23 protein-coding genes, 1 tRNA gene and 2 pseudogenes are annotated in these 23,849 nt (G+C 63.0%); 11 read left to right on the forward strand and 15 right to left on the reverse strand.

Features of this window, described 5'->3' with window-relative positions; all coding sequences use genetic code 11:
- A complete protein-coding gene (locus tag ACYU70_RS16620) occupies positions 1-861 on the reverse strand; it encodes a polysaccharide deacetylase family protein (protein ID WP_342298505.1) in 861 nt (286 codons plus the stop codon).
- Positions 862-1,121: 260 nt separating this feature from the next.
- Here ACYU70_RS16620 and ACYU70_RS16625 point away from each other — a divergent pair, with 260 nt between their 5' ends.
- The 4 genes from ACYU70_RS16625 (at position 1,122) to ACYU70_RS16640 (ending at position 6,367) form a co-directional block, all read left to right on the forward strand.
- Positions 1,122-4,589 carry a glycosyltransferase gene (locus ACYU70_RS16625; RefSeq protein ID WP_342298504.1) on the forward strand — a complete coding sequence of 1,156 codons (3,468 nt, stop codon included), beginning with the start codon at positions 1,122-1,124 and terminating at the stop codon, positions 4,587-4,589.
- A gap of 184 nt (positions 4,590-4,773) precedes the next feature.
- Entirely contained in the window at positions 4,774-5,349 is a 576-nt protein-coding gene (locus ACYU70_RS16630) for a TIGR03118 family protein (protein WP_342298503.1), read from the forward strand.
- Positions 5,350-5,782: 433 nt separating this feature from the next.
- Positions 5,783-6,025: a hypothetical protein gene (locus ACYU70_RS16635; protein ID WP_342298501.1), complete on the forward strand. Its 243-nt coding sequence runs from the start codon at positions 5,783-5,785 to the stop codon at positions 6,023-6,025.
- 36 nt (positions 6,026-6,061) lie between these two features.
- Positions 6,062-6,367, forward strand: coding sequence for a hypothetical protein (locus tag ACYU70_RS16640; RefSeq protein ID WP_342298499.1), 306 nt, complete (start codon positions 6,062-6,064; stop codon positions 6,365-6,367).
- A gap of 179 nt (positions 6,368-6,546) precedes the next feature.
- Here the strand turns inward: ACYU70_RS16640 and ACYU70_RS16645 are convergent, their stop codons facing one another.
- Positions 6,547-6,939, reverse strand: a complete 393-nt coding sequence (locus ACYU70_RS16645) for a hypothetical protein (protein WP_342298497.1) — start codon at positions 6,937-6,939, stop codon at positions 6,547-6,549.
- Between the two features lie 94 nt (positions 6,940-7,033).
- Here ACYU70_RS16645 and ACYU70_RS16650 point away from each other — a divergent pair, with 94 nt between their 5' ends.
- Both ACYU70_RS16650 and ACYU70_RS16655 read left to right on the forward strand, forming a co-directional pair.
- Complete coding sequence (locus ACYU70_RS16650) at positions 7,034-7,354, forward strand: hypothetical protein (RefSeq protein WP_342298495.1); 321 nt, start codon at positions 7,034-7,036, stop codon at positions 7,352-7,354.
- Positions 7,355-7,430: 76 nt separating this feature from the next.
- Positions 7,431-7,919 (forward strand): hypothetical protein, encoded by a 489-nt coding sequence (locus ACYU70_RS16655; RefSeq protein WP_342298494.1) that lies wholly within the window; start codon positions 7,431-7,433, stop codon positions 7,917-7,919.
- A 168-nt stretch (positions 7,920-8,087) separates the two neighbouring features.
- Here ACYU70_RS16655 and ACYU70_RS16660 read toward each other — a convergent pair whose 3' ends face one another.
- The 6 genes and pseudogenes from ACYU70_RS16660 to ACYU70_RS16685 form a co-directional block, all read right to left on the reverse strand.
- A complete protein-coding gene (locus ACYU70_RS16660) occupies positions 8,088-9,365 on the reverse strand; it encodes a dihydroorotase (protein WP_342298492.1) in 1,278 nt (425 codons plus the stop codon).
- Between the two features lie 95 nt (positions 9,366-9,460).
- Positions 9,461-10,441 (reverse strand): aspartate carbamoyltransferase catalytic subunit, encoded by a 981-nt coding sequence (locus ACYU70_RS16665; protein ID WP_342298491.1) that lies wholly within the window; start codon positions 10,439-10,441, stop codon positions 9,461-9,463.
- Between the two features lie 56 nt (positions 10,442-10,497).
- The gene (locus ACYU70_RS16670) at positions 10,498-10,704 is read right to left on the reverse strand and encodes a hypothetical protein (RefSeq protein WP_342298489.1); all 207 of its coding nucleotides are present in this window, start codon (positions 10,702-10,704) and stop codon (positions 10,498-10,500) included.
- Between the two features lie 304 nt (positions 10,705-11,008).
- Positions 11,009-12,043: pseudogene (locus ACYU70_RS16675) on the reverse strand (quinone-dependent dihydroorotate dehydrogenase).
- A gap of 196 nt (positions 12,044-12,239) precedes the next feature.
- A pseudogene (locus tag ACYU70_RS16680) lies at positions 12,240-12,647 on the reverse strand (recombinase family protein); the annotation flags it as partial.
- Positions 12,648-12,963: 316 nt separating this feature from the next.
- A tRNA-Gly gene (locus ACYU70_RS16685) sits at positions 12,964-13,036 on the reverse strand.
- Between the two features lie 103 nt (positions 13,037-13,139).
- Between ACYU70_RS16685 and ACYU70_RS16690 the strand changes: the two genes are divergently transcribed.
- The 3 genes from ACYU70_RS16690 to ACYU70_RS16700 are packed head-to-tail and all read left to right on the forward strand — an operon-like array spanning position 13,140 to position 15,055.
- Positions 13,140-13,409 (forward strand): hypothetical protein, encoded by a 270-nt coding sequence (locus ACYU70_RS16690; RefSeq protein ID WP_342298487.1) that lies wholly within the window; start codon positions 13,140-13,142, stop codon positions 13,407-13,409.
- Positions 13,410-13,438: 29 nt separating this feature from the next.
- Positions 13,439-13,984, forward strand: coding sequence for a GNAT family N-acetyltransferase (locus ACYU70_RS16695; RefSeq protein ID WP_342298485.1), 546 nt, complete (start codon positions 13,439-13,441; stop codon positions 13,982-13,984).
- A gap of 24 nt (positions 13,985-14,008) precedes the next feature.
- A complete protein-coding gene (locus ACYU70_RS16700) occupies positions 14,009-15,055 on the forward strand; it encodes a dienelactone hydrolase family protein (RefSeq protein ID WP_342298484.1) in 1,047 nt (348 codons plus the stop codon).
- Between the two features lie 78 nt (positions 15,056-15,133).
- Here the strand turns inward: ACYU70_RS16700 and ACYU70_RS16705 are convergent, their stop codons facing one another.
- Positions 15,134-17,560, reverse strand: coding sequence for a B12-binding domain-containing radical SAM protein (locus ACYU70_RS16705; RefSeq protein WP_425293330.1), 2,427 nt, complete (start codon positions 17,558-17,560; stop codon positions 15,134-15,136).
- Between the two features lie 137 nt (positions 17,561-17,697).
- Here ACYU70_RS16705 and ACYU70_RS16710 point away from each other — a divergent pair, with 137 nt between their 5' ends.
- Positions 17,698-18,213 (forward strand): DUF1440 domain-containing protein, encoded by a 516-nt coding sequence (locus ACYU70_RS16710; protein WP_342298483.1) that lies wholly within the window; start codon positions 17,698-17,700, stop codon positions 18,211-18,213.
- Here the strand turns inward: ACYU70_RS16710 and ACYU70_RS16715 are convergent.
- The 4 genes from ACYU70_RS16715 to ACYU70_RS16730 form a co-directional block, all read right to left on the reverse strand.
- A complete protein-coding gene (locus ACYU70_RS16715) occupies positions 18,210-18,407 on the reverse strand; it encodes a hypothetical protein (RefSeq protein WP_342298481.1) in 198 nt (65 codons plus the stop codon). The genes ACYU70_RS16710 and ACYU70_RS16715 overlap by 4 nt on opposite strands.
- A 94-nt stretch (positions 18,408-18,501) precedes the next feature.
- Entirely contained in the window at positions 18,502-19,074 is a 573-nt protein-coding gene (locus ACYU70_RS16720; protein ID WP_342298479.1) for an AraC family transcriptional regulator, read from the reverse strand.
- A gap of 5 nt (positions 19,075-19,079) precedes the next feature.
- Positions 19,080-19,439 (reverse strand): hypothetical protein, encoded by a 360-nt coding sequence (locus ACYU70_RS16725; RefSeq protein WP_342298477.1) that lies wholly within the window; start codon positions 19,437-19,439, stop codon positions 19,080-19,082.
- 54 nt (positions 19,440-19,493) lie between these two features.
- On the reverse strand, positions 19,494-20,102 hold the full coding sequence (locus tag ACYU70_RS16730) for a thioredoxin family protein (RefSeq protein ID WP_342298475.1): 609 nt from the start codon (positions 20,100-20,102) through the stop codon (positions 19,494-19,496).
- 167 nt (positions 20,103-20,269) lie between these two features.
- Between ACYU70_RS16730 and ACYU70_RS16735 the strand changes: the two genes are divergently transcribed.
- Positions 20,270-20,542: a hypothetical protein gene (locus ACYU70_RS16735; RefSeq protein ID WP_342298473.1), complete on the forward strand. Its 273-nt coding sequence runs from the start codon at positions 20,270-20,272 to the stop codon at positions 20,540-20,542.
- 98 nt (positions 20,543-20,640) lie between these two features.
- Here ACYU70_RS16735 and ACYU70_RS16740 read toward each other — a convergent pair whose 3' ends face one another.
- Both ACYU70_RS16740 and ACYU70_RS16745 read right to left on the reverse strand, forming a co-directional pair.
- Complete coding sequence (locus ACYU70_RS16740; protein ID WP_342298471.1) at positions 20,641-21,696, reverse strand: DUF5074 domain-containing protein; 1,056 nt, start codon at positions 21,694-21,696, stop codon at positions 20,641-20,643.
- 63 nt (positions 21,697-21,759) lie between these two features.
- Positions 21,760-23,724: a TonB-dependent receptor gene (locus tag ACYU70_RS16745; RefSeq protein WP_342298470.1), complete on the reverse strand. Its 1,965-nt coding sequence runs from the start codon at positions 23,722-23,724 to the stop codon at positions 21,760-21,762.
- Positions 23,725-23,849: the final 125 nt, after the last annotated feature.

The raw sequence follows: 23,849 nt of genomic DNA on the forward strand, positions 1-23,849 counted from the left end.
TCAACGGCCCTTGAGGGGAAAATCCTGGAGGCGGGCAAACTGGTAGCCCTGCCCACGCAGCACGGGCACCGCCTGGCGCAGGGCCTCGTAGGTATTCCAGGCCGGCCGATTGAAGTGCATGATGACCAGGGCCCCCGGCCGCACGTGGCGCAGCACGTTGTCGCGGATGACGTCGGCCGGGGTGCCGGCCACGGCGTCGCCCGAGAGCACGTCGAAGCTGATGACGGTGGTGCGCAATTGGCCGGCCAGCTTGGCGCAGGCCTCGTCGAGGTACGCCGTGGCCGAGCGGAAGAACCGGGGCCGGCGGCCCGTCAGGCCTTCAATCTTGCGGGCGTTGGCCTCAATCTCATCGAAGGCATCGGAAGCGGTGGCCGTGCCGTGGATGCCGTACTCGCTCTCGCCGTCTACGGAGCAGGGCCGGTGGTTGAAGCCGTGGTTTTCGATTTCGAACAGCGGGTCGGCGGCCAGTTCGCGGAAGTGCGCCGGGTTTTCGTCAATCCAGCGGCCGGTCACGCACAGGGTGGCCGGGATGTGCTCGCGGCGCAAGTAGTCAATCAGCTCGGCGTCGTAGCCGCTGCCCCCGTGCGGGCCGCCGCAGGCGTCGAAGGTCAGGGCCAGGATTTTCTGGCTGGTGACCAAATCTTCGTCCACGCCCTTCACAAATTCGCCCCACTGCCCCGGCCGGGCGTGCGCAAACTCGCGGGCCACCCGCGCCTTGAGGGCCAGGTACTCCGGGTCGGCATAGAGCCGGGCCAGAAAGGCGGCGTTGGTGTAGTCAATGGGGGCCCTGGCCGAAGAACTGCTGAGTAATCCCAACCCCACCAAAGTGGCGTAGCGGCGCACGAAGGATGCTTTCGGCATACAGGACGAAGAAGAAAGAATAGATAAGCCCAATGATACACCAATACCCGGCTGGTCCGGCGGCCAGTGGCGAAAACGTCGGAACATGATGGGTATCTGGGCAAGGTATGATTTACATCAAGGCATTTGCCTGGCGATAATTCTACCTTTCACCACTACGTCCCAAGCCGTAGTCATTACTATTTTCTTATTGCAATAGATTGATTGCTATTAAGCTGTGTTTGTGAGTTGGCTGCCATCCGAAATTTTATTTTTCGTCCATGTCTACTGCCGCTGAGTCTAATCCCCAAGTTTTTCAGAGCTTTTCCCCCCGGCGCTGGCAATGCTTCGTCTGGGGCGCGCGCGCCGCGACGGTCCTCGTACTGCTGGCGCTGGCCGGGCTGGCCTGGGCCTTGTTCCAACAGTCGGCCACGCTGTTGCCGGGCTCGTTCGGGGCCAATGAGATGTACCGGCAAGTGCTCCGGCCCACGCCCCTGACCACGCTGGCTAACCGCCACAACCGCACCTTTCAGGCCCTGCGTCAGCAGCTGCCCCGGCACGCACACGGCTACCAGGACCGGCGCAGCCGTGCCCAGCCCATTAGCCCGGTAAATCATCGCCCGGCCCCGGCCTTCCGCAACGGCCTGCCCATCCGGGCGGGCTTCTACGTGAACTGGGACGCGCAGTCCATGAGCACCTTGCGGCGGCACGTGGACCAACTGAACATGGTGCTGCCCGAGTGGCTGTTCGTACCCGACCGGGCCGGCCAGCTCAGCCTCGACATCGACACGGCGGCCCTGGCGCTGCTGCGCCGCCACCCCGGCGTGGCCGTGGTGCCCATGATTTCGAACTACTATAAGGAGAAGTGGAACGGCGGCAACGTCCGCCGTATGCTGGCCACCGAGCGCACCCGCCAACTGTTCATCGCCAATGTACTGCAGGCCATCCGGCGCTACGGGTTTCAGGGCGTGAACATCGACTTCGAAAACCTGAACCTCGACGACCGCGCCCCGCTCGAAACCTTCCAGCGCGAGCTGTATGCCGCCCTGCACGCCGGCGGCTACCTCGTGACGCAGGACATCGCCCCGCTCAACGACGACTACGACCCCGCCACCCTGGCCCGCGCCAACGACTACCTCGTCCTGATGGCCTATGACCAGCACGAAACCGGCAGCGCCCCCGGCCCCGTGGCTGCCCACAAGTGGGTAGAAGACATTCTGACCAAGATGGAGGCGCAAGTGGACCCGCGCAAGCTGGTGCTCGGCCTGGCCGCCTACGGCTACGACTGGCGCACTGACGGCGGCAAAAAACACATCGAAGGCACCGACCTCACCTACCAGGAAGCCCTGACCACGGCCAAGGAGGCAAAGGCCCCCATTCACTTCGACAACGACACCTATAACCTCGATTTCCGCTACGCCGACGAGCACAACCACCCCCACCAGGTGTTTTTCACTGACGCGGCTACCAACTTCAACGCCCTGCGCGCCGCCGATGACCAAGGCCTGGCCGGAGTGGCCTTGTGGCGGCTGGGCTCCGAAGACCCGCGCCTGTGGGACTTTTTCCACCGCAACCTGCGGGCCGATAGTTTACAGAAATCCGGCCCCGTGCTCATGCGGCACCTGCGCCGGCCGGTGGGCGCTACCGATGTCGACTACATCGGCGAGGGCGAGGTGTTAAACATCCTCAGCGGCCCGCAGAACGGGCGCATCGGCCTCACGCTCGATGCAACTGACCAGCTCATCAGTGAGGAAAGCTACGCCGTGCTGCCCACCAGCTACGTGGTGCGCAAGCTGGGCCTGGCCCCCAAAACCGTGGTGCTGACCTTCGACGACGGCCCCGACGAAACCTACACGCCGCAGGTTATCAAAATTCTGCAGCGGGAGCAGGTGCCGGCCGCCTTCTTCGTGGTGGGCGAAAACGCCGAGAACAACGTGCCGCTGCTGCGCCAGCTCTACGACGACGGCTACGAAATCGGCAACCACACCTTCTCGCACCCCAACATCGCCGACGTGAGCGGCGCCCGGGCCCGGCTGGAGCTTAACGCCACCCGCCGCCTCATCGAGTGCGTGACCGGCCACAGCACCATCCTGTTTCGCCCGCCCTACAACGCCGACGCGGAGCCGCAGAACCTGCAGGAAATTGAGCCCATCTTCCGGGCCAAGCACGAGAACTACCTGACCGTGGGCGAAAGCATCGACCCGCAGGACTGGCGTCCGGGCGTCACGGCCGACCAGATTTTCAACCAAGTGGTGAAGGAGCAGGCCAACGGCAGCGTGATTCTGCTGCACGACGCGGGCGGCAACCGCGCCGCCACCGTGGCCGCCCTGCCGCGCATCATTCACTATTTCAAGCAACACGGCTACCGCTTCATCACCGTCTCGGAGCTGATGCACCGGCCCAAAGCCGAACTGATGCCCGCCCTGGCCAATGACCGCGACCGCGACCTGGCCGAAGCCAACTGGTTGACGGTGGAAGGCCTGTATTTCCTCGAGCACGGCCTCTACACGCTGCTGCTGCTGGGCATCGTCCTCACCCTGGGGCGGCAACTGGCCGTGGCCGTGCTGGCCGGGGTGCAGCACCGCCGCACCCGCGCCCGCGAGGCCGCCGCGCCCATGCCGCCCGCCGAAACCGGAGGCCAGTGGCCCCGCCTGAGCATCATCGTGCCGGCCTACAACGAGGAGGTGAACGCCGTGCGCAGCCTCGACAGCCTGCTGCGGCTCGATTACCCTGATTTTGAGGTGGTGTTTGTGGACGATGGCTCGCAGGATGCGACGTACGCGCTGGTGTCGGCCGCCTTCGCCGACCACCCGCAGGTGCGGGTGCTTACGAAGCCCAACGGCGGCAAAGCCTCGGCCCTGAACTACGGCATTGCCCGCACCGCCAGCGACTTCGTGGTGTGCATCGATGCCGATACCCAGCTCGACCCTGCCGCCCTGCGCCACCTGCTCAGCCACTTCGATTCGCCGCGGGTGGGGGCCGTGGCCGGCAACGTGAAGGTGGGCAACGAGCGCAACCTGCTCACCCGCTGGCAGGCCATCGAGTACATCACCAGCCAGAATTTCGACCGCCGCGCCTTCGCGCTGCTGGGCGGCATCACGGTGGTGCCGGGGGCCATCGGCGCGTTCCGCACGGCGGCGTTGCGGGCCGTGGGAGGCTTCACCACCGATACGTTGGCGGAGGACTGCGACCTCACCATCCGGCTGCAGCGGGCCGGCTACGGCGTCACCTACGCGCCCCGCGCCCTGGCCGTGACGGAGGCGCCCGAAACCGTGGCCATGTTCCTAAAGCAGCGCTTCCGCTGGTCGTTCGGCATCATGCAGGCGTTCTGTAAGCACCGCGCCGTGTGCCTCAACCCGCGCTACGGCGCGCTGGGGCTGGTAGCCTTCCCCAATCTGCTGGTGTTCCAGCTCATCCTGCCTTTCCTCAATCCCCTGGCCGATTTGCTGATGCTCTACTCGCTCGTTACCGGGCAGGGCGGCCCGGTGCTGGGCTACTACCTGGGCTTTTTGGGGGTCGATGCCGCGGCGGCGGCCCTGGCCTTCGGCTTCGAGGGCGAGCGCCGGAGCCGGCTGTGGGGCCTGTTGCCCCAGCGCTTCGCGTACCGCCAGCTGATGTACGTGGTGCTGCTGCGGTCGGTGCTGCGTGCCATCAAGGGCGAGCTGCAAAGCTGGGGCGTGCTCCAGCGCACCGGCAACGTGGTGGTGCCGGGCGAGGTAACCATCCCCGGCATGCGGTGGTCCGGTTAGGCCAACCATTTCGACCTCTAGTCCCGGCCGTCTCCCTCCCGTTCACACGCTCCCTTGGCAGGCCCCACCACGGAGGTTTGAGCCCCGCCCGCAGGCAACTTTGCGCGGGGCGGTTACAAGTTTGCTGGGTGGGGCCGCGTTCCTTTTTCGGCGCGCTCCCCAGCCCCGCCGCGGGGCGCTTGGCGTGCCTTGGGGCAACGGCGCGAATTTCCTGTACGTCGCCAATTTCAAAGGCCGGACCATCGACGTGTTTGATAAAAACTTTGCCCCGGTGACGGATAAGCCGTTTGCGGACCCGACGATTCCGGCCGGGTTCGGGCCGTTCAACATCCAGGCCCTTGAAGGCAAACTGTACGTGGCCTATGCCAAGCTGAAAGCTCCCGACAACGAGGACGACGAGGCCGGCCCGGGCAACGGCTACGTGGACGTGTTTACGCCGGCGGGCATCCTCGAGAAGCGCCTCGTGACGGGCGGGGCCCTCAATTCCCCGTGGGGACTGGTTCGGGCACCCGCCAGCTTCGGCGAGTTCAATAATGCCCTGCTGGTGGGCAATTTCGGGGACGAGCTCATCCATGCCTACGACGAACAGGGGCAGCTGCTGGGCACCCTGAAGGACCAACAGCAGCAACCCATTCACATCGACGGGCTGTGGACCCTGGTCTTCCCAACCACCGGCCTGAGCGCCGAGGACCAGCAGCACCTCTACTTTACGGCCGGGCCGCAAGGGGAAACCCACGGCCTCTTTGGCTACCTAAAATAGCCCCTCGGGCCAGCTTTCAGAGCGGGCCACGCCGGTCCAGGCAGCTCCTGCAGCGATGCTGCCTGAACAACTTGGCCCGGCGTGGCCCGACTTCCAGCCGCCTATAAGCCCCCGCGCGGCGTGCGGTTATCCGCAATTACCGGCCCCGCAGGGGATGTGCCGGCCTGGGGCAGCGGGGACTCAACGACGGGATGAGCGGCAATACGGTTTCGGGCGATGTGGTCCTGGTGAAGCGGCGAGATTACATCCCAGCCGGTGAGAAAGATAGGCACGCCCGGCTCCTGCAGCGCCCCGTACCGAGCCGCACCGCAGGAGCCGGGCGTACCCAAAATCCGTAGTAATCGGTCGGTATATCCGTATTTATGCATAGAAATTATTGGCAGAGTGCCAGCCAACTTTGTGATAGTAATTATATTCACATTTTAATTTTTCTATGCTCTTATTCCTCTTGACTCAGGCCGGTTTCTTTCCCATCAGCTGGACGCCCGTCGAGGGCACGTCTCCGGGCCGCACCTACGTACGGCCCAGCGCCAAGGGCATCGTGCGGGCCTTTGTGCCGGACGGCCACCAGGAGGTCGAACTCTACGCCGGCCGGGCTGCAGCGGGCGAATTGCGCTACCGCGGCCCGGTGGGCAGCGACGCCGAACTTCAGCGGTTGCTGACAACCGTTGGCTAACCGCCCCAATCCCCTTACCATCTTTTCGCGCCGCCGATGACACCCCCTCCGTTTGCCCTCCGCGCCCACGTAGCCCGGGCCCATGCGCCCGCCCGTCTCCACCTGGACGACCCCATTGCCGTGCAGCGCGCCCGCTGCGCCCCGCCCCGCGGGCCCCTGGTCATCGACTGCGGCCAGTTGCAGTGCCAGCGCCTGCGCGGGGTGGCCCACGTCGTCTCCCAGCTGTTGCTGCTGCGCCAGGCCGGCGCTACCGTGTGGCTGCGCAACGTCAACGCGCCCCTGCGCGCCTGCTTGCGGCGGTTGCAGTTGAGCCCGCTGTTTCCCCTGGACGAGGCCGGCTAGCACGCGGGGGCACTGCCGTGGGCCCGTCGGAAGGCGGTTCGCATCCGGGCAGCACCGCCGCCTCCCGGCGGGAAGCGGCCACGCTTGCCGGTCCGACAGGAAGCCCAAGCGCGGGCCTGGCAAGTTTCGCTTATCGTTCTGCCCAAACGTTGGAACGGTAAGAGGGGAATGAGGAGTGTTCAGCGTTGGTCCTTGGCCTGCCGCAGACTAAGGACGATGAAGAAGGCTCCGATGCCTTGCCCGGCGTACTTGAGAACGTAGGCCAGCACGTGGACGGGAGCATAGCCCACCGGGCCGAGCTCTGGCCGAAACCCCAGCAAAACCACGGGGATGCCGACCACCACCAGCCCCAAAAACAGCCACTGCGCCCAGCGGCGCCCCTGGCCGATGCAGTAGTAGTACGCCAGGATGGCGAGCAACGCCAGGAACATGCCCAGCTTGTACGCTGCGGGGCCGTCGGCGAAGACCCCGCGGTGGGTCAGGGCATCAAAGACGCGGTTGAGCACAAAGCTGAGTACCAAGGTCGCGCCCGCTAACGTGTCGTACTTCTGGGAAAGGGAATAAGGAGTCATGCGGCAAAGAACCGGCACCGGACGGTAATCGCGTTAAAAGTAAGGGGGAGAATGCTGATTCGTGCTGCGCTTGGTCAATCTACGTACAGCTCCCATGTCCAACGCCCTGCCCGTCCACCCCACCGAAGAGCGCCTGTTCCTGGGCGCGTGCCTGGCCCACCTCAAACGCGCCGATGGCAGCCAGGCCAACGACTGGTCCTTGGCTGAAACGGCCCGCCGCGGCGCAGCGGAATTGCTCACCACGTACCTGGCCTCGCCCCGGCTGCCCGACGCGCTCACCGAGCGGGCCCACGCCGCGCTGGAAGACTTGCGCTTGGGCACCCCTGAGGACCGAGACTGGCCGGCAACCCAAGCCCAAGCCGAGCGGGTGTTGCCCGTTGCCATGCAGCTGCTATATGTACTGGCGACTACCTAAACAGTCCGAATTGCCAAAGGCGGATTTTAATTTGGCAGACTCGCGGACCGGTGAGTTTGCGCGGACATACTTTTGGGTGACCATCGTTGGCTTCTGCCAAAGAGGTAAGGAACCTACGGCCGCATACGCGTTTGAAACCCCCGAATTTGGCCTCGATGAGCAGGGCCTGCACCGGCTGCGCAGTCGCTTTGCCTTCGAGCACGTGGCGTATGCGGACCTGACCGAGGCCACGGTCACCCGGGGGAAATCCGTGCAGCATTGGGCGTTACTCTTGCTCGTGGGCCTGTGCTGCCTTGGCTTTTCCGCCTTTACCGCCTACCGCTTATACCTGTTCTTAACCTACGGGCGGGGCCATTTTTATGTGCAGACCCTGGCCACTCCCTTCTTTCCCGGGGCCATTGGCCTGGCGGCGATTTGGCAGGCCCTGCGGGTGACCGACATTTTAGCCATTCGGGTGGGACGTCGCCGCTTGGTGTTTCCCTTGGAAACCTTGAAGGGTGGACAGAGCCCGATGGCGCTCGAAAGCTACCTGGCCAAACGGGTCGGTTCTAGAACATCTTCCTAAGCCCGTTCACCCAAAGGGTCGTGGCTGTTGCAGAACTATTGAACGCCTGTAACACAATTGTCTACGACGGCTCCTTGGAGCGAAGGTCCACTAAAACCTTCGGTTTTAGTTCTCGGCCACTAAAGGAAACCGAATCCTGAAAAATACAGGTCCGGGCTCAACTAGCTATCAGCGCTCCAGCAGGATTTCCGCACCTAAAATCACCAGGTCCACCCGGCCTTTCAGCGTCTGGTCGATGAAGGGCGTGTTCTGGGATTTGGATTTCATGAATTCCTTCGTGAAGGTCGTTTCCGCTTCGGTATCGAACAAAACGCAATTGGCTGGCTGGCCGACTTCGATGGCGGCTACCGGCAGGCCCATCAGGCGGCGGGGCTCCGCCGAATAGCGCTTCACCACCAGGTCCCACCCGAATTTTCCGGGCCCGACGAAGTAGTGATGGAGCGAAACAAGGGCCGTATCCAGGCCGGTGATGCCGTTGGGCGCGCTGATGAAATCCTGGGCTTTCTCAAACGGCGTGTGCGGCGCGTGGTCCGTGGCAATGATGTCGAAGATGCCTTCCTTGAGCCCTTCCAGCAGCGCATCACAATCGGCCTGCGTCCGCAGCGGTGGGTTCATCTTATAGTTCGTGTCGTAGTCGCCGATGTGCTCGTCGGTGAACAGCAGGTGGTGCGGCATCACTTCCGCCGTCACCTTCACGTCGCCACGCGATTTCCACCAACGGATGGTTTCCATGCCAAGCTTGCTGGACACGTGTTGGATGTGCACGTGCGCGCCCGCCGCGTGGGCCAGGCGGATGTCGCGGTCGATAATGATTTCTTCCGCGCACGCCGGCGAACCCTTGATGCCGAGCCGGTAGCTCATCACCCCTTCGTTGAGGGCGCGCGGCCCGGCCAACTCCGACACCTCGCAATGGCTGGCGAAAAACATCCCAAACTCGGTGGCGTACTGCATCGCCCGCAGCAGCACCGCCGGGTCGGCCGTGGTGTCCCCGTCGTCGGTCAGCATCTTCACCCCAAGGCCGCGCATGCCCTCGATTTCGGCCAGTTCCTTGCCCTCGCGGTTCTTGGTGACGCAGCCGGAAGTGTACACCGGAATGCGCGACCGGTGCTTGGCATTTTCCAGCACGGTGGCAATGGCGGTGGCCGAGTCGAGGGCCGGGCGGGTATTGGGCATCATTACCACGCCGGTAATACCGCCATTAATGGCCGCTTCGCTACCCGTGGTGATGGTTTCCTTGTTCTCAAAGCCGGGGGCGCGGAAATGGACGTGGGCATCAAACATACCGGGCATCAGAACGCGACCATGCGCGTCGATGACGCGGGCACCTTCGGGAATGGCCAGGCTTTCACCAATTGCCTGAATTCTTCCTTCGACAATCAGGACATCGCTCTCAACAAGCACGGATGAATTTTCGGAGGCGATGCGGGCGTTTTGAAGGAGAAGCATGGATGGAGGAGTACTGTAAACCGGCAAGGGATTGTGGGTGTTCTGGCTATTGAAAAAGAAAATAAACGGGCTGAACTAGCCGTCGCGTCCGGTATTTAGGGTATAATTACCGTTGAGCTGGCTCGCTGCGGTGCGGCATACGCTTCTTGCCGCGGAAATTCCCCGCCCGGGGTGAGCCAGTCGAGTACGGCCATGCGAACGGAAATGCCGTTTTCAACTTGGTTGGTGATGAGGCTGCGCTCGTAGTCCATCACGGCGTCGCACAGCTCCACCCCCCGGTTCACGGGGCCGGGGTGCATGATGTAAAGTCCCTTGTCGCTGATTTCGGCCAGCCGGTCGTTAGTGATGCCATAAACCCGGTGGTACTCGCGCACGCTGGGGAAAAACTGCACGTCCTGGCGTTCCATCTGCACGCGGAGCAGGTACACCACATCGGGCGCCCAGGCCATGGCCGCCTCGTAATCGGTGAAGCGACGGATGCTTTCCGGGACGTACTTGGGCACCAGTGAGCCCGGCCCGAGATACGCCACCTCAATGCCCAGCTTTTGCAGCAGCGTGCTGGTGGAGCGTGCGACGCGCGAGTGGAGAATGTCGCCGATGATGAGGACTTTTTTGCCCCGGGGGTCGGGAAACTTTTCCTTGATGGTGAAGGCATCCAGCAGGGCTTGGGTGGGGTGCTCGTGCGCCCCGTCGCCGGCATTGATAACCGATGCCGTGGTTTGGCGGGCAATCATGCCGGGCAGGCCGGGATGACTATGGCGGACGACGATGTAGTCGGTCCGCATGGCCTGGAGTGTCTCAATTGTCTCGCGTACCGACTCGCCCTTGGTGATAGAGGAGTGGGCGACGTCGAAATTCGTGACTTCCGCCGAGAGGCGTTTGGCCGCGACCTCGAAGGAGGAGTGCGTTCGGGTGCTGGCCTCGTAGAACAGCATGAGCACGGACTTGCCCTCTAGGGCAGGAATTTTTTTCACCGAGCGGGTGAACAGTTTTTTAAAGGACGTGGATTGGTCGAGCAGGAACTCGATTTCCTCACGGTGCAGGGATGCGATGTCGAGCAGGTCTTTACGTGCCATACCGGAGTTGGGAAAAAGAAGTACGTGGTCAGTACTTGTGAGTCGGAGGTTTTACCCTATTTGTTTAACAACGCCCAACTCATTGGACATAAAAAAACCGTTTCGGAATCCGAAACGGTGGCGGGGCAACACCCAGAAATAACAACGGAAATACCAAAGGCAAAATCGGAATAACCGATAGCAGAGAAGACCTCTCGGTCTACTCGCGGTTCCCGGCCGAGCAGGGTCCCGCGCTTCATCAACAGGTTTTTGGGTTGAAGCATGATGCAAAAATACGGCATTGTTACGCCCGGCCATTCATCGGTAAGGTTAACTTTATTTCGCACCGCTTTTCTCAAATTTTATTTTTGGCATAACAGGCTAAACGACGCGCTTCTGGTCATTCTTTTCGCCATTAAAAAAAAGATGGCTCGCGTAGTCAATTGCTTGGCAAGCACCATCTATCTTAACTTTAGCTCTTTATTCCGCTGCATCAGCTGGCGGGCCAATTAGTATCGAGGTGGTCTGGTTTGGTCGAACCCGGGTTGCTTACCCGCTATTGGCACCAGCGCGGGCGGGCACAGCGCATTAGCCCTGCACCAGGCTCCGATTTATCCGGCTCACCAGCGCCGGCCATTCATAGATAAAGCCGGTATAAAGCTGAATGAGCGAAGCGCCCGCCGCCAGCTTCTCCTACGCATCGGCCGCCGAATGAATGCCGCCCGCGCCAATAATCGGCAGCCCGCCGTCGGATTTCCGGTGCAGGTAGCGGATGACTTCGGTAGCCCGCGACCGCAGTGGTTTGCCGCTCAGGCAGCCCGCGCCTAGCGAGGCCACGTAGCCCGGCTCGGTGCTGAGTTTATCGCGGCTGATGGTGGTATTTGTAGCCACCAGCCCGCTCAGCTTGGTTTTGCGGGCAATTTCCAGAATGTCATCGAGCTGCGAATCCGTCAGGTCGGGCGCAATTTTGAGCAGCAGCGGGCGAGGTATGGCGCGGGCCTGGTTGCGGGCCTGCACCTGTTGGAGTAACTCAATCAGCGGCTTTTTCTCCTGAAGCTGGCGCAGGTTGGGCGTGTTGGGCGAACTCACGTTCACCACGAAGTAGTCGACCTCCTCGACCAGGGCCTCGAAACCGGCCACGTAGTCCTCGGCAGCGCGCTCGTTGGGGGTGTCCTTGTTTTTCCCAATGTTGCCACCAATGATGAGCCGGCGGTTGCGCCGCCGGGCCAGCCGCGCCGCCACCACGGCCGCCCCGTCGTTGTTGAAGCCCATGCGGTTCACCAGTGCCTCGTCCTGCGGCAGCCGAAACAGGCGCGGCGTGGGATTGCCGGGCTGCGGCCGGGGTGTCACCGTCCCGATTTCCACGAAGCCGAAGCCCAGCGTGGCCAGTTCATCCGTCAGTGCCGCGTTCTTGTCAAACCCCGCCGCCAGTCCTACCGGGTTCGGAAATTTCAACCCGAAAACCTCGCGCGCCAGACTGGGGTACTGGAAATCATACAGCGCCCGTAGCAGCGCTGGCGTGCCCGGCACCCGCGCCGCCCGGCGCAGATTATCGAAAACGAGGTGGTGGGCACGCTCGGCATCTAGGTTGAAGAGGAAGGGTTTGACGAGGGACTTATACACGGGCAGCGGGGCCAAATTGGCGGTTACGGTCGGTGAATAAGTCCTCCAAAACCAGTTGCAGGCCCGGAATAATGTCTTGTGGAATTTGCCACCGCCTTGCTAAGTCAACCCGGAAATATTCGTGTGCGATAAAGTTGCAAAAAACCCTCCCGCCGGGATTCCTCCCACGCCACGCTCTGCTGTTCCCGGGCGGCACTCATGGCTGCGGGAAAGGTGCCGGCACAGTTTGCACATACAAGGACGCGAGGCGGGGGGCCAGGGATACGGCCTGGCTCTCCAGCGCCATCGAGGCATGCACCGAGCGGATAACCATGGCTTTGACCACGTCCGGTTCCTGCAACAGGGGGTAGCGGTCGCGGATGAGTTCGCGCTCGCACTCGGCCAATGAGGCAAACAGGTTGAGCACGAGCCACCCTTGGGCGGAGGCCGTGTTGATGGCATCGGTCAGCGAAATCAAGCCAATGTCCCGGCGCTGCAGGTCAGCCACTAGGTCGAGCAGATGCTTGAGCGAACGGCCCAGCCGGGCGAGCTTGTAGATGTAGACCGTTTCGCCCGGGCACACCTGCAGCAAGAGCTTGTCAAGTTCGACCTGGGCGGCCAGCGCGCCGGAGGCTTTTTCCTAGTAGATGAGCTCGCACCAAGCCTGGGTCAGGGAGTCGAGCTGCAATGCTAAGTTCTGGTTACGGGTGGAAACGCGGGCGTAGCCAATCTTCATGAAGTCGAGTTTAAGAAACTCATCTCCTAACGCAGTTTCGTAAACTTTGAATGATAGACGAGTTTCTTAAACTCGGCACACGCAGCAGACCCCTATTCGGGCCACCTGTAGAATCAGCAATGCGACTAGATTAGCAGTTCACGGAGAGGAGCGTTTGAAGCAAAACAGCCACCTAGCAACGAAGCTAAATGGCTGTTCTGTAATGAGCGAGAAACGAGGTTCGAACTCGCGACCCTCAGCTTGGGAAGCTGATGCTCTACCAACTGAGCTACTCTCGCGGAGATGTTTGGTGGCCCGAAATTACGCTAAAGAACCGAAACGACAACGAACGAAAAGCAAACGGCCAACCTCACCTTTGCGAGCATCGTATGCACGACTGATATGGCAACTCCTCCCCTCCCTCCTGCTACCCAACGCCTCGTTGGCCTGCTGCTGATATTTAGCGGCGCGCTTTTGGGCATTGGTTTGTTGCTAAAAGTAGCTGTGGGGGCCTATTCCTGGAATGCGGGCAGCCCGGACAGCCCCTCGGCATTGATGCTATCAGTGAACCTAGTGGGCCTGCTGGCCAGCGGCTTGCTGATGCGTTGGGGCCTGCGGATGCGGCGCGGCACCAGCACCTATCGGAACCCCAACGCCGACGAAATCCTTTAAATCTGCGGCGGCAACGCGACCTTTGCGCCATGTCATCTCCTCTGCGCATCTCGCTGGCCAAGGCCAATACCGCCACCGCCGCCCAACTGGCCAATTTGGGCCGTCAAACTTTTCAGGAAACCTTCGCCGCCACCAATACACCGGCGGATATGGCCGCGTATCTGGCCGAAAATTTCGGACCGGATATTCAAATGGCCGAATTGCAGGACCGCGAAAACACGTTTTTGCTGGCGCATATGCAGAACGAGCTGGTGGGTTATGCCAAGCTGCGCGATAATTCGGCCTTGGGCCTGCCCGAAGGCCAGGACGAGGCCGGCCGCCTTGAAATTGAGCGCCTGTATGTGCGCGATGACTGGCAGGGCACCGGCTTGGGCGCGGCCCTGATGCGTGGCATCCTGGCCCTGGCCGAGCAGCTGCACTGCACGGCTGTGGTGCTGGGCGTGTGGGAGAAAAACGACAAGGCCCGGGCCTTCTACCAGCGATTTGGCTTTCGCGAAGTGGGCCAGCACGAGTTCCGGCTGGGGCAGGACGTGCAGACGGACCTGATTTTGCGCAAGGGCATGGCCGGCCGCTAAAGCGCCTACTTTTACCGAATGCCTATGTCAGTCCCGACGCGTCCGATGAGCAGCCATTTCCTTCGCAAAAGTGGCGCTTTGCTGGGCGTGTGCCTGGGCATTCTATTGACGGCCTGTCAGACCAAGCACGAGCAAACTGCCGAAGCCGCCACGCCACCAGTCGGCCATTACGAAGGCAGCCTCAGCGCCGCCGGACAGCCCGAAGCCCGGGCCACGCTCGACATTCGCCACCCCAGCCCCGGCCACTACGAAGCCGAATTCACGGCCCCCGGCACGCTCAGCTTCGTGGCCGACACCATCGTTTTCAGCAACAATCAGCTGCGCCTGACGCGGCCCGCCCGCCCCGGCCAAACCCTGGCCCTGACGCTGGACGGAGACTTTTGGCGCGGTACCCTCACCTTGGATTCCACCAAAGCCACCACCATTCTGGTGAAGCGGGGCGCGCCCACGCCCAGTACCTACCGCACCGAGGAAGTGCCGCAGACCACGGGCTCGGCCTGGCTGTTTGCGCCGGCTGATACGGGCACGCCCGGCGCGGCGCTAGCCCTGCTGCCCGATGCCGAAACGGCCCCCACCGCCGCTATCTGGGCCGATGCGCTGGCCCGCGAAGGCCTGATTGTGCTGCTACTCCCGCCCGCCGATTCGGCCACGGCTGCGGATGAAACGCCGCGCCTACAAGCCGCCCTGCGCCTGCTGCGCGGCACCGCCGGGGCCGACACGGCCAATATCGGGGCGTGGGCGGCGGGAGGCCGGGCGACGGCCCTGGCTTCGTTGCTGACCGGCCCGGGCGCACCCCGAGCGGCCTTTTTCATCGCCCAAAACCCGGCGGTGGATGCCAACGCCCGCGCCGCGTTTCGGGAGCTGCGCAACCGCAAAATGCCCTTGCTGGGCCTGTACGGCGGCGCGGGGGCCACTACCCGCGCCGTCGCTTTGCGCAACGCGCTAGGCGGGCGGCGCGGCGCGGCCGTGCGCGTGTACCGCACCACCGGCCCCGATTTGCTGCTGCCGGGCAGCGCTGCCTTTGGGCCGGGGCTGCCCGCCGACGTGGTGGAGTGGCTACAAGGGAAGTAGCAGGACGTCGTTGGTAGTTGAACGATACCCCAGACGTCATACTGAGCTTGTCGAAGCATGACGGGCTGTTCCGTTTCTTTACAGCAGCAGCAGGCTCTTCTCGCGCAGCAAGGTCCAGGACGGGCTTTGCAGGAACGCCTCGAATGAGCCTTCCGATTTCGGAAAGCTGGCGGCGGCGTCTTTCAGTAGCACTTTGGTGTCGAAATCCTGGCTGAGCTGGGTGAGGAGTTGGTGCAGCCAGCGGCCGGCGGCTTCGGTGGTTTTCACCTCGAAATCCTCGGCCTGCTCGTAGCAGGTGAGCACGGCGCGTGGGGCCTTTTTACCCGATTCAATACGGATTTCAGGGGCGTTGCCGAGCCAGAACAGGCGTTGGTTCTGGCGGGCGAAGTCGGGCTTATCGGGGGCTTGCAGGGCTTGCTGGATGAGGTGGCGCGGGGTGGTCGATTTCGGGGTTTTGAAATCGAACCAACGGGCCAGGGGCTCATCGAGGGCCACGCCGTGCAGGTAGTTGTAGAGCGACTTGGCCAGGCCGGGGCCGAAGGCTTCGTGGTCGGTGCCCAGCGGGTCGTCGTGCCAGAGGTCGTTCCAGGCAAAGCCGGCGGGCTCCGGGCCGATGGCCGCCACCTGATACTTCGCCGGATTCTTGCCCACGGGCGAGTGCGCGGTCATCGAAAAGCGGTGCCAATAGCCGCTCTGCACCACGCCGGCCGCGAAAAGCTGGCGCACCACTTCGAGGCTGTCCACCGTTTCCTGGGCGGTTTGGGTGGGGAAGCCGTACATCAGATAAGCATGCACCATGATGCCGGCTTGGGTAAAACCGTCCGTGACGCGCGCTACTTGGGCGATGGTCACGCCCTTTTCCATCAACGCCAACAGCCTATCCGAAGCCACTTCCAGCCCGCCCGAAATAGCGATGCAGCCCGAGGCGGCCAGCAGCCGGCAGAGGTCGGGCGAGAAGGTTTTTTCGAACCGGATATTGCCCCACCAGGTGATGGCCACGCGGCGCTTCAGCAGCTCGATGGCAAGGTCGCGCAGGGCCAGCGGCGGGGCGGCCTCGTCCACGAAATGGAAGCCGGTCTGGCCGGTTTGGTTGATGATTTGCTCGATTCTATCCACCAGGAGCGTGCTGGGGGCCGTTTCGTACCGGCTGATATAGTCCAGCGTCACGTCGCAGAACGAGCAGCGCTTCCAGTAGCAGCCGTGGGCCACGGTGAGCTTGTTCCAGCGGCCATCGCTCCAGAGGCGGTGCATGGGGTTCAGCACTTCCAGCACCGAGAGGTAATCGGTGAGGGGGAGGTCGGAGTAGTCGGGCGTGCCCACTTCGGCGTGCGGCACATCGGGGAAGGGCTGGTTGAGGTAGTGAATCCGGCCCGCCTCGTCGCGCAGGAAGGTGCGTTGTAGAGGCAGTTCGGTCACATCAGCCCCCAAGTAAGGCCGCAATCGCGCTAAGGAAGGCAACAATATGGCTGGGGGAGGCATTACTTGCCCTAACGCGGGCTGCAATACCACTAGGGAAGGCATTACTTGCTCTAAGACGGGCTGCGATAGTGCCGGGGGAGGCACTACTTGCCCTAATGCGGGCTGCATTAGCATCGGGGGAGGCATTACCTGTCCTGATGCGGGCTGCAATAGTGTCGGGGGAGGCTGCAATTTCTCCATCGAAGGCAGCGATTGCGCGGCGAACAAGTCCAGCAGGCGCAACCACGGCCCCTCGCCATCATCCAGCGTCAGGAAGTCGATGTAATCAAAAAAGCGGGGCTCTTTGATGTCGCGCAGTTCGGTATTGGGGTAGCCGCCGCCCATGATGGTCACGGTTTCGGGGCTGATTTGCTTGATGTGTTTGGCCAGCCGCAACGCGCCGTAGAGGTTGCCGGGGAAGGGCACGGTGAAGCCCACCACATCCGGCTGCACCCGCGCCAAAAGGGGCTCCAGCTCCTCCAGCAGCATTCTATCCAGCAAATTCGGCGCGGCTTCCAGTTCCTGGTGCAGGGGCTCGAAGCTGGTGGCGGAGAGGGCCAGCTTTTCGGCGTAGCGCGAGAAGCCGAAGTGCGGCCCCACGGTTTCCTTGATGAGGTCGGCGAGGTCTTCGAGGTAGAGCGTGGCCAGGTGGCGGGCCTGGTCGGTGAGGCCCATGGTGCCGAAGGCCGTTTCGAGGTCGGCCACGTTGTCGAAGCGGCTGGCTTCGGGTAGGAAACGGCCGTGGCAGATGCGCGGGGCCAGCGTTAAATCTTTGTTTTGGAGGAAGCGGATGACCGGGGTGATGGTGGCCAGGTAGCGGTTTTGGAGGCGCAGCATCCGCTTGGCGTTGTCGCTCAGCTCAAAATTTCCGGCTTCAACTTCCTGAAAAACCCGCCGCAAACCCGCTTCCGAAAACAGCCGCAGCACCAGCTGCAAGCCCATATCGGCCTGGGTCACGTCATACCCGCGCCCGCCCAGAAAGCCCTTAATGTAGGCCGTGGCCGGGTACGGGGTGTTGAGCTGCGTGAGCGGCGGCGTCAGGAGCAAGATGCGGGGAGAGTGGTTCGGCACAGTGGAGACTAACCCGGCGCGGCCGGCCGGGGTTCATTTCCGGCAAAGGTCGGGGCTGGCGGCCGGAGGGCCGAGTGGCGTAAGACTTTCGGCCAAAATCCTTATTTTACTGCATGGAAACCTCTCCCTCCCCCATCGCCGCCGAGCGCCCCGCCGGCTGGCTCCGCGCGGCCCTCGTTACCGGGTTGCTGGCGGGCACGCTCGACATCATCGCCGCCTGCACCCAATACGTGCTGACGACGCACAAGTCCCCGGTCAATGTGCTGCATTTTGTGGCCAGCGGGCTGGTGGGGCAGGCGGCGTTTGCGGGCGGCGCGGGCACGGCCGTGCTGGGTTTGGTGGCCCACTACGGCATTGCGGTGGCGTTTGCCGTGTTTTTGTATTGGCTGAGCCCGCGGCTGCCGGTGCTGCTGCGGTATCCGGTGCTGGCCGGCCTGGGCTATGGGCTGGTGGTTTGGCTGATAATGAACCTGGTGGTGCTGCCCAGCTCGCGGGTGGCGGCCCCGCCCCTCAAGCCGGAGCCGGCTGCCATCGGACTGGTGATTCTCATGCTGTGCATCGGGCTGCCCATTGCCCTGCGCGCCGCCCGCTTCTACGCCGGCCAGCGGCCCGGGGCAGTGCCCCGCTAGCGGCGGGCGCGCAGCACTTCCAGGGTTTCGCGGTGGCGCTTTTCGGCCAAATCCTGGCTACGCGACGCCACGCCCCAGATAGCCGCCGGAATCCAGCCAATCAGCGTTATCTGAAGCACGAAACAGAGAATCCCCTTCAGCAAATGGCCGTTGACCATCATGGAAAAGCCGGGCAGCAGAATAGCGAGCAACATCGAAAAAGCAGGAAATAATTGACCTGGCAAACCTAATTAAAAAAGGCGGCTCCCGAGTGGGAAGCCGCCTTTTTTGGTATTGAAAGATGGTGCCTTACGCCAGCGCGTCGAGCGACATGCGTTCGGGCAGCATCAGGCGGCGGAACTCGCTCACGGAGTAGCCCGTCACCTGGCGGAACTGGTTGCTCAGGTGCTGGCCCGAGCTGTAGCGCATCTGGTCGGCAATCTGGTTCAGGGTCAGCTCGCCGTAGCTGAGCATTTCCTTCACGCGCTCAATTTTGAGGCGGATGAGGTATTTCTCGATGGTGAGGTGGGCGGTGCGCGAAAACACCTTGCTCAGGTGCGAGTAGGTGGCCGCAAACCGGTCCGTGAGGAAAGCCGAGGTGGTGAGCGGCGAGCGCGCCGTGCGCAGGTGCTCCAGGTATTCGGCCAGGGTGCCTTTGATTTGTTCGGTGAGCTGCTCGGCGCGGCCGCGCAGCAGCTCGAAGCCGGCGGCGTGCAGCAGCGGGGCCAGTTCTTCGGGGTCGGCGGGGGTATTCTCGTCGAGCTCGGCCACGCCCAGCGTTACGGCTTTGGGGCTGTAACCAGCGCGCTCCAACAGGTTGTGCACGGCTTCTACGCACCGGGGGCACACCATATTTTTGATGTGCAGTAGGTTAGTTTTCAATGGCTTTAACGTGTTTGGGGCCGCCGCGAGGCAGCCGGTGGAGAAATAGAACGCGCTGCTGACGCGCCGGGGGCCGCCCGGCGGGGCCGTGGGGCCGGCGTCGAGACTTCGGCCCATCCGCGCCCGAACCAATGCGCGGTGGCCCAGGTCACGAAGGGCACCACGGCGAGGAACGTAACGGCCAGCAGCCAGACCAATACGAGAAACGCAAAAAAAAGTCGACCAAAGAAATGGTCACTTACGCCAAACAAATAACCCACCAGCATTAGTGCCAGCAACAGGCTGACGCCGGCCAGCACGCCCACCCGCCGCCAGGGCCAGGCAGCAACGTGTTTTTGAAGGCGAAGGCGCAGCGGCAAGGGCATATAATTCGGAATTGGGAAGGTGAAAATAGGGGAAAATTTGATTCAACCCCAATCTTAGCCCAACAGCGCCAGCAGCTCGTGCTGCACCGACTGGCCATTATCGGCCTCGTACCACATATTCATGCCCTTTACTACCTGGTTGGTATGCAAAGTTTTATCGGCGTGCAGCTGGTGGCTCAGCAGCTGGGCCTCGGCCGGGCGCGGGCCCCAGGTGCCCAGTTCGGCACCGGTAGCCGCATCGTAGCGAATGAGCTTGGGGATGCTGTTTTTGCCGTCGGTCTGGTGGGTGGCCATCAGCTCGGGATGCTCGGAGCGCAGCGCGACGTGCAGCGTGACATGGTCGTGGCTTTCATCGGCCAGGTGGGCCAGAATGGGCAAGGTGTGCGCGGTATCGCCGCACCAGGTTTCGCCCAGCACCAGCCAGCGCTCGGGGCGGGGCAGCTGCCGGAGCTTTTCGACCAGCGCGGCCAGCAAGGGCCGGGCATAGGCGGTATCTAGGTGCGCCTGGTTCTGGGCGGTGTAGCGGATGAGGCCCGGCAGCTGCTCGGGACCGGTGGTGCGGTTTTCGGCGGCCAGCGTAGTCATCAGCTCCCGGAACTCGGGGTAAGTGTAGGTCGGCACGAGCGCAGTAGCCGCCGAGGAAACGGAAAGCGGGTTAAACATCAGGCAAATAAGAAAAATGAAGTGGGAACGCGCAGCTTTGGGCAACCTTCGGCCGGTCCTCGTCGGTACAACCGTACCCGCGCCCGGTGGTTCGGGTTGCGTGCGGGCGGGTTATTTTTCTACCTTGCGGCATCGCTTATTATTTACCCCCTCACCTTCGCTCTTTCATGTCTCTGAAAAACTTCCTCCGCCCGCTTGCCGTGGCCTGCGCCCTCACCGCCACGTTTAGCGCCTGCAGCTCGGGCACCAAAGACGGCGACACCAACGTGGAGCGCGGCTACACCAAAAAAGGCCCCGCCGCCGGCACCGACGGCACCGCCAACGGCGACTCGGCCACCGCCGGCCTCACCCGCGACACCACGCGCCGCGTGACGGGCAAAGACCTTTACAAAGCCGCCGGCGACGCCAAAGACCGCAACCACGACGGCATCGCCGACTAGCTTTTAGCCATTCAGCGTCAAATCAAGGCCCACAAAAAAGGCCCGCTCCTTCCGGGGCGGGCCTTTTCCTTGTTTTGCAGAAAGAGGAGGTGGAAAATCTAGTTGAACACGAAGCCGTTGGGGTATTTCCCGACCTGGAAAGAGTCGATTTTGGTGCCGGTGCTGGTGTAGCGCGATGCGTAGCCGTTGGAAGCCCCACGGGAGGCACCACCGTAAATAACATTGTCTTTATCGATGCCCAGGCCGTAGAAATTACGGCGAATGAGCGGCGTGGCGGGCAACGTGGTTGCCGTCAGGGGCAGCTCGTAGATGCCGGCGGCCACCTTGCTGTCACCGCCCAACGACACGAATACTTTGTCGCCGGCGGGGTTCAGGCGCAGGTTGCCGTTGGAGTAGTTGCTGGGCACGGCAATGTTCACCTGGGTGGCTGGGGTGGCCGGATTGAAGCGGATGATGTGGTCGTTGGGGTCGACGTACTGGCCGCAAAGCACCCATATGTTGCCGGCATTGTCCTGCACAATGCCTTTCGGGCCGTCGGGCGTGGCGATGGGCGCCTGCACCGCATCAGTGGCCGGGTTGATGACGGTGAGGAAGTTACTGCTGCTGTTAGCCACGTACACCAGGCCGTTTTTGCCCAGCAGAATTTCCTCAGGCTGTACCCCCAGCCCCGTGCTGATGGTGCCCGTGATGCGATTGGTGGCCAGGTCCACAATGCTCACGGTGCCATTGGCTACATAGCCGTTCCACTGCGTCACGTAGGCTTTAGTAGCTGATACCGCCACCGCATAGCGCGGCTGCTTCAGGTGAATGCCCGCCGTGTGCCGGAAATCGGTGAGGTTGACGATGTTCAGCGAGTCGCTGGCCGTCACGGCCAGGTATGCCTTCGTACCGATAATGGTCATCGACTGCGGGTTGGAGCCTAAATCGCCTTGGTTGACGCTTTTATAGAGGCCGGTGCTGGTTACCGTCTTGGTAGTGGTGTTGAACAGACTGATATCGCCGTCGGGACTGGGGAAGTTGCCTTCGTTCACCACGTACACCCGCTCGCTGGGGCTGGGCAACTCGACCTTGGGGTCATCCTTTTTGGGGTCGCAGGCGGTGAGGAGCAGGCTGCCGGACAAAGCCAGCAGGGATAGTTTTTTGAGGGAAAACATGAAGCGTATAAAAGGTGGTTTAATTGAAAATGACACGTTGAGTTGCCCGCCGGGCCTGGCCGCTTACCGCCAGGCTACGCGCAGGCTGAGTTGCCCGGCGCGGGGCGGCATGAGGCGGTAAGCATAGCTTTGGTAGGCCTGGTTGGTGAGGTTGGTCCCTTGCAGCAGCAGCGTGAAGGCCCACGCCGAAACGGGCCGAAACGTATAGCCCAGGTTGGCATTGAGCAGCAGGTAAGACGGCAGAAACTCCTGGGCATCGGCGGTAGTGTAGCGGTAGCCGGTGAGCTGCAACGCGGCCCCGGCCTGCCAGCCCCGCCAGGTATGGTCGGTGCTGAGGGTGGCGGCGTGCAGGGGCACGTAGGGCAGCTGCACGCCCACGGGGTCGGGGTCCTGCGCGTAGCCTTCCAGCTTGCGGGCCTGGGTGAAGGTGTAGGCCGCCCGCACCCGCATGCCGTGGATGGGCCGCCGCCAGCGGATTTCGGCGCTGGTTTCGAGACCCTGGGTGCGTACCTGGCGCAGGTTCTGGGGCGAGTAGCTGCCGGCGTATTCGGCGGCGGGCAGCCACTGTATCCAGTTTTTCACCGTTTGGCGGTAGGCGGTGACTTCGGCCTCCCACTGCACTGGCGAGGGCTGGGCGGGCTGCCCTTTGTAGGCCAGGCCGGCTTCGTAGCCTTCGCCGCTTTCGGGCAGCAGGTTGGGGTTGCCGCCGGGGCTCCAGTAGCGCTCGTTGAGGGTGGGGGCGCGGTAGCTGCGGGCCGCGCTGGCCTTGGCAGTGAGGTGATGGGCCGGGCGCTCCAGCAGGGCCCACTCGGCCCCCAGGGCGGGCAGCAAGGGCGGGCGCTGCCCCGGCAGCAGGGCCTGACGCAGCTGGGCGCTGAGGTGCAGGCGGGCAAAAGGGTCGTAGCGGGCCAGCAGGAAACCGGCGCTACGGTACTCGCTCAGGTTGCGGCCGTAGTCGGAAATGCGGGCGTCGAAACGCTGGGTTTCCAGCCCGGCGTGCAGGCCGAGCTGGCTGGTTAGCTGGGCGGTGTATTCGGCCTGCGCCTGGGTGGTGTACACCCGCGACGGGCTGCTAAGGTCATCGTCCCAATAATCAAGGCCGTCGTCGAACCAAACCCCGCGCACGGCCCAGCTCTGGCGGGCCGAGATGGTGTGGCGGTAGCCCAGCAGCACGCGGCGGTTGCGGTCGCGCTGCATGGCGTGGCGGTTGGCCGTGCCCAGGCTGGGCTGAATTTCCCGCTCCGTATCGGTCAGCCAGACGGAGGCCAGCACTTCGCCGGATGTGCCCACCCGCCAGCCCAGGTCTTCGGCCACGCTCCACTGGTGGCGCAGGGCGGCATTTACCAGCCGCCGGGTGCGACCGGTGCCGAGCTCCGCGTAGGCAAAATCGTTTTGCGCGGTGCGGGCCGAAGCCGTTACCTGCGCGGCCACCCGCCCGTTGCTGAAACCGGCTTCCACACTGCCGCCCCACAGGCCAAAGCTACCCGCATCGGCCTGGGCACTGGCCCAGCCCTTACGGCCCCAGCGCAGGGGCGACGACAGCAGCACCGCCCCGCCCACCGCGCCGCTGCCAAAGGCCGCGCCGCCCGGCCCCAACTGCACTTCTACCCGGCTGCTGGCGCTGGCGGGCAGGGTGGCAAAATCGGATTCACCCAAAGAGGGCACGCTGATGTTGAACCCGTTCCAGAGGACGGCCGTGTGGCGCGATGCCGTGCCCCGGATGGTGATGGTGGTGAGCTGGCCCGGCCCGTAGGTCTTGAAATAGATGGAGTTGCGGGCGGCCAGCACGTCGGCCAGCGTGCCGCCGCGCTGCTGGCTGAGCGTGGTGGAATCAACCAAAAGCCGGCGGCTGCCGACGGCAAACCGGGCGGGTCGGCTGGCACGCACCTGCACATCGGACAGCGGATGCACTACGTCCGTCAGGCTGGTCCCGGCTGGGGCAGGCGCTATCTGCGCTGCCGCCAAATGGCTCAGCAGCAGCAAGCCCGGCAACGGGAAAACACGCCTGAACGATAAAAAAAGCTGCATCCGAATCAAATTTTCCAAAAGAAAATTCGATTCAAAATCTACCGTCAGTCGCCTTCAAATTAAAGAAAACCAGCGCCAGACCGAGGCCGAAAAACAGTTGTAAAGTGGGCCTGCCGAAACCGGCC

The organism is Hymenobacter segetis (assembly GCF_054776495.1).